8 protein-coding genes are annotated in these 9,186 nt (G+C 53.3%); all 8 read left to right on the plus strand.

Annotated elements, in window-relative coordinates; all coding sequences use genetic code 11:
- Positions 1-614 (plus strand): ankyrin repeat domain-containing protein (locus tag F1735_RS31425; RefSeq protein ID WP_167240679.1); only part of this gene is annotated, 614 nt, incomplete at its 5' end.
- Positions 615-654: 40 nt separating this feature from the next.
- Positions 655-2,808: a type VI secretion system Vgr family protein gene (locus F1735_RS31430; protein WP_167240681.1), complete on the plus strand. Its 2,154-nt coding sequence runs from the start codon at positions 655-657 to the stop codon at positions 2,806-2,808.
- Entirely contained in the window at positions 2,808-3,317 is a 510-nt protein-coding gene (locus tag F1735_RS31435) for a DUF6484 domain-containing protein (protein ID WP_167240683.1), read from the plus strand. The genes F1735_RS31430 and F1735_RS31435 overlap by 1 nt, the downstream gene beginning before the upstream one ends.
- A 250-nt stretch (positions 3,318-3,567) precedes the next feature.
- A complete protein-coding gene (locus F1735_RS31440; protein WP_167240685.1) occupies positions 3,568-4,701 on the plus strand; it encodes a DUF2169 family type VI secretion system accessory protein in 1,134 nt (377 codons plus the stop codon).
- Complete coding sequence (locus F1735_RS31445) at positions 4,694-5,791, plus strand: hypothetical protein (RefSeq protein WP_167240686.1); 1,098 nt, start codon at positions 4,694-4,696, stop codon at positions 5,789-5,791. Before F1735_RS31440 ends, F1735_RS31445 begins: the two co-directional genes overlap by 8 nt.
- Positions 5,792-5,849: 58 nt before the next feature.
- The gene (locus F1735_RS31450; protein WP_229506060.1) at positions 5,850-6,179 is read left to right on the plus strand and encodes a DUF4150 domain-containing protein; all 330 of its coding nucleotides are present in this window, start codon (positions 5,850-5,852) and stop codon (positions 6,177-6,179) included.
- Positions 6,180-6,182: 3 nt separating this feature from the next.
- Entirely contained in the window at positions 6,183-7,604 is a 1,422-nt protein-coding gene (locus F1735_RS31455; RefSeq protein WP_167240690.1) for an HNH/endonuclease VII fold toxin-2 domain-containing protein, read from the plus strand.
- Between the two features lie 9 nt (positions 7,605-7,613).
- Positions 7,614-8,603 (plus strand): WD40/YVTN/BNR-like repeat-containing protein, encoded by a 990-nt coding sequence (locus tag F1735_RS37010; protein WP_167240692.1) that lies wholly within the window; start codon positions 7,614-7,616, stop codon positions 8,601-8,603.
- Positions 8,604-9,186: the final 583 nt, after the last annotated feature.

The following is a 9,186-nucleotide window of genomic DNA, read 5'->3' on the forward strand; positions in this document are numbered from 1 at the left end:
AGGACCGCCACGCCCTGCTGAAAAAACTGCTCAATGCGGGCGACGACCCCAACATCTGCCACGCCGGCATCAGCCCGCTGCTGGCGGCGGTGGCCGGCGGCGACGCCCTGACCGTAACGATCTTGCTCGACGCCGGCGCCCGGCCCGACAGTCCGCGCGACGCCAGCGGCGGCACGCCCCTGGATTACGCGCTGGGCACGCCGCCGCTGGAGATGGCCACCTTGCTGCTCGATCGCGGGGCCGATCCGCGCGTGGTGGCCGATGGCGGCCGCACGGCCCTGCACAGCCTGGCGCTGCAAGCGCTGCCGCCGCCGCCGCAGCACGCCATCCAGATGGCGCTGGCCGCGCGATTGGTGCGGCAAGGCGTCCCGCTCGATGCACCGCACGGGCAAGGCGACACCGCCCTGCACATGGCGGCGTCGACCGGCAATCTCGACCTGCTGAACCTGTTGCTCGCCGAAGGCGCCAACCCGACACTGCGCAACAAGCGCGGCGAAGACGCCCTCGCCTGCGCGCGCCGGCGCGGCCATGCCGCCCTGGTCGAACGCCTGGAACAGCATCTCGCCGGCAAAACGGCAAGCGTTCCCGCGCCCGCCGCCGCAGCTCGAAAATAATATCCATGCAACGTCACATGCCCACCCAAAGGAAGCCCGCATGACCCGTCAGAACAACCGCCTGCTGCGCCTGAACTTTCCCAGCGGAGGCCCCGCCAGCCTCGTGGCCAACCGGATCGACGCGGTGGAAGGCCTGTCGCGCGACTTCCACTTCACCGTCGAATGCCTGAGCGACGATCCCAACATCGCCCTCAAGGATGTGCAGGGCAAGATGGCCACCGTCGAGCTGGTGCGCGAAGACAACAGCAAGCGCTACTTCAACGGCTACGTGTTCGAGTTCCGCCGCGTGCGCGCCGACGGCGGCGAAGTCTATTACGACATGGTCCTGCTGCCGTGGCTGGCCTACCTGCGCCTGCGCCGCGACAACTATCTGTTCCACAACATGACCGTCAAGGACCAGACCGACGACATCTTCGGCGACTACGGCGTGCGCAAGAGCGAGTTCCGGGTCGGCGGCCCGGACCCGGTCATGAAGGACGCCTGCCAGTACGACGAGTCCGACTACAACTACGTACACCGGCGCTGGGAAGAAAAAGGCTGGTTCTACTGGTACGAGCACACCGCCTCCGGCCACACCCTGATCCTGTCGGACGACTCGACGGCGGCCGCCCCAATCGACGGCCCGGCCCACATCCCCTTCAACCGCGCCGCCGGCGCCGAGGAAGACGATGCGCTGGGCGAATGGACGCCGGTGCGGCGCCTGGTGCCGGCCAAGTACGCCTTGTCCAGCTTCAACTTCAAGAGCCCGAAACCGGTCAAGACCCAGCTGCCGACGGTCAACGAACAAGGTGACGTGCTCAAGAAGGAAGTGTACGAATACGTGGGCGCCTACGGCTTCAAGGACGCCGGCGACGGCGACGCCAAGACCCGCTTGCGGCTGGAAGAAATCGAAGCGTCCGGCAAGCATTTCGAAGGCGCCGGCAACGACCGCTACGCCATGCCGGGCCGCAGCTTTACCTTGACGGAACACTTTGACGATGGCTCGAAAAACTTCCTGATCCTGGAAGTGCGCCACACGGCCAGCAACAATTACCAGGTGAATGTGGAAACGCCCTCGTACTACGAAAACCGCGTGTCCTGCATCCGCAAGCAGATTCCATGGCGTCCGGGGCGCGGCTACAACAGCATCGAGCCGAAGATCTACGGGCTGCAAACTGCGCTGGTGGTGGGGCCGAAAGGCGAAGAGATTCACACCGACAAATACGGCCGCGTGCGCGTGCAGTTCCACTGGGACCGCATCGGCGAATACGACGAGAAAAGCTCGGCGTGGATCCGCGTGGCTACCTCGTGGTCGGGCGCCAACTTCGGCGTGACGGCGATTCCGCGCATCGGCTCGGAAGTGATCGTCCAGTTCATGGACGGCAACCCGGACCGGCCGTTGGTGACCGGCATGGTGCCGAACGAAGACACCATGGTGCCGTGGACGCTGCCTGAGAACAAGACCCAGAGCGGCGTGCTGACGCGTTCCACGCCGAAAGGCAACTACAACACCGCCAATGCCTTGCGTTTCGAGGATAAAAAGGGCCAGGAACAGTTGTGGCTGCATGCCGAGAAAGACCAGCTGACCGAGGTCGAGCACGACGAGGACAAGTGGGTTGGGAACGATCGCCGCAAGACCATCGACCGGGATGAGACCACCCTCGTCAAGCGAGACCGCACGGAGACCGTGGACCGCGATGAAACGATTACGGTGCACAACAACCGCAAGGAGCGGGTCGATCATGACGAGACCATCAGCATCGGCGACAACCGGACCGAGGATGTGGGGATCAACGAGACCATCACGATTGGGGCGAACCGGACCAAGACCGTGGTGCAGAACGAGACCGATAGCATCGGTGGGGCGTGGACCATCACCGTGGCCAAGATGAAGACCGAAACCATTGCCCTTGCGTCGATCCAGAACGTCGGTATGGTGCGCATGGAAAACGTGGGGCTTGGCTATGACCTGAACGTGGGGTTGGCGATGGCCACCATTGTGGGAACGCACAAGGTGACCAAGGTGGGCAATGAGTATTCCATCACAGCGGGCGATGAATTGTCCATTACGGTGGGCAAGGCGAGCATGGTGATGAAGTCCGACGGCACGATCACCATCAACGGGCACACGTTCAGCGTGGGAACCACTGACGAACAAACCTTCAAGGCAGATGGAAACATCACCCTGAAAGGCAAGAAAATTCTGGAGAACTGATGAAGCAAGCCACTGAAGCCGGCAGCAGCCTGCCGGTCACCGAATCAACGCAGCCAAGCGGGCTGTTGCATGACGTGATCGTGCAAACGCCGCAGCGGCCCGCACGCGCAGACGGCATTGCCGTGGGTACCTTCGACGGTATTGGCGCCGACGGAGGCGCCTTGGTCAGCATCGCCACGTTCGGCCTGAGCCGCATCCGCGCCCGCAGCATCAGCCCGCTCGACCCGAGCAATATTGGACAAGCGCTGGCGCTAGGTTTCGAGGGCGGCGATCCGATGCAGCCGATTATCCTGGGACTGATGCTGGCGGCGCCTGCGCCCGCCCCTGCCGACGTGCTGCTCGACGGCGAACGCGTGGTACTCACCGCCGAGCATGAGATCGAACTGCGCTGCGGCGAAGCGGCGTTGATCCTTAGCGCAGATGGCCGCATTCAGTTGCGCGGCACGTACATTACCAGCCGTGCCAGCGCGACACAGCGCATTATGGGCGGCTCGGTAAATATCAATTAACATCTTGGGTTTCGTATGCAAGTCACCATAGGAAGCAAATATTTTCACCTCCACATGAACCAAGCACTGGTAGTGAGCAACCGCTACCAGCAGATCACTATTTTCAGCAGCATATGGCAGGCTCCAGTCCCTAACGTTGACAGGTGTCTACGTAAACTCCTCCGGTCGAATGCCAAGCGCTTCGCTCCCCTTGCATGGAGCACCCCGCTGGGCAGCGTCGTCAAAAACTATTTTGAATGGAAGGGATAGTGTGGAAATTGTCGTTGGCTCCAAGCATTTTTCCGCGGATATCAGTTTTATAGCTGACACAACCGGGCGTGACCATCTTGTTGTTGTAATCAAGAGTACTTGGCAGATACCGGCTCCAGGGCAGCGTCCGCGTCCGCTCCCGCCGCAGGCCATCGAACAGGCTGATGTGTTCGTGGGGGAACCTGGAGAGAGCGCTATGCTTTATGGCGCTGACATGGCACGGTTCAAACCCCGCTGCGATGTGTTATTTAATGCACATGCATATGCACCCGATGGAGTCCCTATCCGTGAATTGATAGTGGCATGGCAAGTCGGCCCACTGCGAAAGGGACTCAAGGTATATGGACGGCGCTTTTGGCGAAAGCGCCTTGGATTATTTTCGATCACCGCCCCTGAATCGTTCCTGAAAATGCCGCTGCATTTCGGGATGGCCTTCGGGGGTACGCGCACGTACAAAAAAGGTTGGGTTAAAAACTCCCAATTACTAACGGACTGCCAACTTGCAAATCCTTCGGGTATCGGATATTTCAGTTCGCGGGTAGACGGCGAAGTGGCCGGGGAGCTTGCTCCGAGCTTAGAAGCGCTAGATGACCCTATAACGCGACCGAACGGCAAGCAAGTTCCGATCGCATTTTCAGCTATTGCGCGTCATTGGAAACCTCGCCCGAGTTTTGCCGGAACCTACGATCAGCAGTGGCAAAACGATGTTTTTCCGTTCCTACCATATGATTTTGACGAGCAATTCAATCAATGCGCACCAAGTGATCAACAAATGCCACATCCAACTGGCAATGAACAAGTTGTGTTACGCAACATGATGCCAGGTAGGGAAAATGTTCGATTTAATCTGCCTAGATTAGATAATATGAAAGTGCGGATTCTGCGCAGCGACTATACTGTAGAGGAGCCCACAGCAGTTGCGGATACCATCTATTTTGAACCTGATGAAGGACGTTTCAGCGTAGTATGGCGAACGAATGTGCCGGTCAGGCGGCGCGTGCAGGAATTCATTACCATCGCGGTTGGGCCAATCAGCGCACAATGGTGGCGCGATAAATCTCTCGGGATTAGCGATTGCACGAACTGCACGCCCCCAGGTAGCGCTTCATATCACCCGGGAGGGAATCATGAGTAGCGAGAAAAAAATGGACATGTCTGGTGCAAAAAATAGCCTGCTGATTGCGGCTACCGGTCTATGTTGTGCTGTCGGATACAACCTAGACGCTGCTCTGTGTGCCATCAACGCTAACATTGACCACTTTAGGGAAAGCAACTTCCATGACAATTTATCGCAGCCTATTAACGTTGCAATGCTTCCCGATGATATTTATGGAGAGTATCGCCTATATCGATGGGTAGAATATGCCATACGGGATTGTGCCCAAAAGATGAAAGACCCCTCGGCACTATTCGACGCTAAGCGTACGATTATTATCGCCTTAAGTGCCGAATTGGCTCGGCCTCACGCTGTCTGGGCCGATCATAAGGCGCAGCTACTTAAAGTCATGAATTCGGTAATGGAGGATATAATTCCAATTCCGATTTCACGTCCCACCGGATCTCAAACAATAGAGGTTATTAATCAAGGCCGCACTGGATTGAGTAATGCACTGCTTAAGTCTGCGGGGTATCTAATAAATCAAGATGCGGAACAAGTATTACTCATTGGCATGGATAGCTACTTGCAAGCCGCAGATATTAACAATTATTTAAAGGACGATCGAATATTTACACGTGGAAATAGTAACGGCTTTATTCCTGGGGAAGCCGCTGCCGCCGTGTTGCTCCGCTCTGCATCACATACCGTAGCGGGGGTTCACATTACCGGCGTTGGTAGTGCGGAGGAAAGTGGGAGACATGATGGCAGCGTACCAAGTCGGGGAGAAGGACTGACCAAAGCTGTACGCACAGCATTTAGACAGGCGAAGATTGTACCGGCGGAGGTAAATTTCCGCATCAGTGATCAGAACGGTGAAGATTTTTTCGCCAATGATGCGACGAATGCCATTACAAGGATAATGTTCGGTGAGCACAAACTAGCCCACTTGACGCTTTCGGACAAACTCGGAGAGATTGGCGCCGCTACTGGGCCGGCGATGCTAGCCTGGCTCTCGGCCGAAATGGCGGATCGCGCACTAAGCCCTGGCAATATTGGATTATTGCACCTCGCAAATGACGATGGCACACGCTGTGCAGTAACTTTACGCTACCAAGGAGAACTCTAGGATGAAAACACATGTTTATGCAAACGATAACGAAATTTGTTCCAAAGCGGCTGATGGAATGTCAATAGCAGCACCGGATGTCTGTCTAAGCCCTCCTGCTCCGCCTGGTGGACCAGTTCCGATTCCATACGTTAACACTGCGTACGCTAAAGATCTCGCTGACGGTTCGAGCACCGTCTTTATTTGTGGCACGCCAATGGCACTCCGCGATATATCTTATTTAGGTAACAGCGTGGGCAACGAACCGGCCACACGAAATCTAGGTATGGGTGTGTCGAGCCATACGATTAAGGGTAAAGCGTTTTTCACGAACTGGTCATCTGATGTGAAAGTGGAGGGGTTAAACGTTTGCCGCCACATTGATTCGATGACCCACAATCACCTATAATATATGGCCCCTCGAAAATCCGGATCAGGAAAGGCCTCCAATAAGGATAAGCCTGTTGCCACTGATAAAAAAAATGTGAATCTTGCGACGTCAAACGCCGCACCCGCCAAACCTCCCAAAACATTCGCGGGTGCAAATAACGCACGAGCACGATCATATTTAGCAATATTCAAGACTTCTGAAAGTTGCAAGGAAAATAGAGAGGAGATTGTTAAAAATTGCAAGCCTGACGCAGAAGAAAAAGAAGATACTGAGAGGTTAAAGAAGAAAAAGTCAAAAGGTGGCGTTTTGGGAGCGATTTCGGAAGCTACTGAGGCTATCGATAAGATCGGTCGCGTTGGCTATGAACGCAGCGACGAAAATGCATGGCTAGACTCTCACTGCGATGGTATGTGGATAAAGCCGCAGGGTTTGGCTGATCTGAGTGGGTTTCCAGAAAAATATGCAGACGCTTTAAAAAAGCTGAAGGACCAGAAATGGAAGCTGATCAAAGATGCGATGATGAACCTAGCAAAGGTCGCTATTAGGGAAGCTGGCGATGCAGCAAAGACTAAAATAATAGGCTTTATACTACGCAGCATCGGAAAAAACGTAGTTGGAGTAGCTGCTTTTATTGCCTCCGGAGGTACCATTGGAGCTGCGCTAGAGATGGCAATGGCGGCTTGGACCTATGCCGACGCCATTCACACAGCTTACGAAATCGCCGTCTTAGCAGGCCCAGAAGGTGCTGCGGCTCTAGCATTAGTAACGGAAGCAATAGCGCTCAAAGAAGGATTGGAAGAAGCGCTCGCGAGGCTTGCTAAAAGCCCAGACGAAGGGGTTGCTGAAGGAATGACGCTACTGGCAAAGACTAATTCTTGCCTAAAGGCAAAGCGTTGTCAATTGGTCCGAATGGAGAGTACAAGTGCTCCCAAAGCTAAAGAATTCGGTGACGGATGCTGTCCAGGCCAAACCGGACATCACCTCCTACCGCGTGAAATGTTTGAACAGCAAGTGTATGATAAAAACACTAAGAAGTGGGAGCCCCACAAAGATAATTGCAAAAAATACACTGACTATTTCCACTTAAGTGCGCCGGTGGTTTGTGTAGAAGGCACGTCTAATAAAGCTGGAAGTCATGGGGCGATGCACAAGAGCATGGATAGCGCTATGGACATTTTTCGAAGAAAAAATCCTGGAAAAGACAGTATCACATATAAGGAAGCCAGCGAAACAGCAATTAAAACGCATCAGGAAAACTTTAAACCAGCTTGCAATGCGGAATGCTTACAGTTGCAACTTGATCAGCACTACAAAGGAAAGTGCGATAATAACATAAAACCCCGCGGCGGGATGGGTCCTTGCGGGGGAACCACCCCCACCACACCTAAAAAAATACCAAAATTACCAAAAAAATCCAAACGCGGCAGTGCCAGAACCATATAAGGATTGTATATGAAACTTGATCAGGAATCATATGAAGAACATTTCTCTGGATTTATCCTAACTGACTGTGTAGTCAGATCGAAAGAAATCTTCTATTATGTGTTGGAAAATATTGTCGAAGATTATCGAACAGAGGCAATCACGAGGATCGTTGTTTCGGTGAACATGCCCGAGATAGACCCATGGGACCATGTGGCCCTTACTAGTATGCACAGGTTGACAGCAGGCGTATCGCGACATCCAAAAGAGCAATTTATCGGAGTATCGATGAATGATCATGTATATGTTATGGGCGCGGGAGAAGACGACTTTGAAGACGACCTCAAAGGATCAGAATCCTCCCAGCTTAAACTTGCTAATGCTAGTGCTGATCAATTCCTGCTCAGAGGTGGCATCTCTCGCTTACGAACGATTGATGGTCGTCTTTATGGATGTGGACTAGGCCGGACGGTCATCGAGCGTGTTGAAAGAAATGAATGGCGATATCACACTGACCTGCCTACTAGCAAGCACTTTTTGGATCCATTCGGATTTAAAGATTTAGATGGCTTTTCTACCAACGATATATACGCCGTCGGTGGAAAAGGAGATGTATGGTATTTCGATGGAAATATTTGGAAGCAAATTCCATTTCCCAGCAATATGGATTTGCATTCTGTTTGTTGTGGCGAAGATGGTTTTGTATATATCGGTGCGGAGTCAGGAAATGTATTCAAGGGACGAGGCAATAAATGGTCGATGATTGCAGAAAGCAATCTCTCTTTGCCATTTCGAGATATGGTATGGCACCAAGATACGTTATGGTGTACTTCAGACTATGGTCTGTGGACTATTAAAAATAACCACCTTATCCCGGCTTCCGTTCCCGCAGGCATCAAGATATGTTCCGGAAATCTATCCGTTGGCGATGGGGTGATGTTACTTGCCGGCGAAAGGGGAGCTGCAGTACACGATGGAAACGAATGGAAAAGAATAATTGACTATAATGAACTTCGATAAATAAATAGACTCGTCTAGCTTTTGATTTTCTGATCTGGAGGGTGAATTAATACGACAGGCATAGGTCAACGCGTGCTACTGAACATCCCTGAACGAAGCAGTGAATTTCGGAGTATGTATTACTCTGAACGTGTTTAAGTGAAGCAGCATAAATGGATAAGAAAGTTTATTTGAGAATATTTATTGCAAGAAATAGTGTGTTTTGCCAGATAAATAATTTGATTGGCGAATTAAACACTCCGCATGCGGACTGTAAGCCCCGGCTACTTATAAAATTATAGACAAAGTAAGATAAACCTCAAAATTATGACTGCCTCATCATTTACGTTTCCCGTGATAAACGCCCTAGTCTTACGTCATGCCGATGATGCTGCTTTTTATTGGTCGCAACTGGACTGGACGCTTCGCTCTTCTGATGTAGGATTCGAGCGTCTTCGGCACTTTAACCAGTTGCTTGGTAACCGTTCACGTCCCGGACGGAATCGGCGGCAGCGAGGGTGTGGCGACGCCCTTTCTGGCGGCGGCGATCACAGTGGCGATGTAGACCCAGGAGGAAACGGCCCGCTTGCGGCAAGTCTCGATG

Origin of the sequence: Massilia genomosp. 1 (assembly GCF_011682185.1) — a bacterium.
Lineage (GTDB): Bacteria > Pseudomonadota > Gammaproteobacteria > Burkholderiales > Burkholderiaceae_D > Telluria_A > Telluria_A rubra.

Excerpts from the sequence above, each read along its gene's own strand:
- F1735_RS31430 (WP_167240681.1), top strand. The coding sequence starts at position 655 with ATGACCCGTCAGAACAACCGCCTGCTGCGCCTGAACTTTCCCAGCGGA.
- F1735_RS31435 (WP_167240683.1), top strand. The coding sequence starts at position 2,808 with ATGAAGCAAGCCACTGAAGCCGGCAGCAGCCTGCCGGTCACCGAATCA.
- F1735_RS31445 (WP_167240686.1), top strand. The coding sequence starts at position 4,694 with ATGAGTAGCGAGAAAAAAATGGACATGTCTGGTGCAAAAAATAGCCTG.
- F1735_RS31450 (WP_229506060.1), top strand. The coding sequence starts at position 5,850 with ATGTCAATAGCAGCACCGGATGTCTGTCTAAGCCCTCCTGCTCCGCCT.
- F1735_RS31455 (WP_167240690.1), top strand. The coding sequence starts at position 6,183 with ATGGCCCCTCGAAAATCCGGATCAGGAAAGGCCTCCAATAAGGATAAG.
- F1735_RS37010 (WP_167240692.1), top strand. The coding sequence starts at position 7,614 with ATGAAACTTGATCAGGAATCATATGAAGAACATTTCTCTGGATTTATC.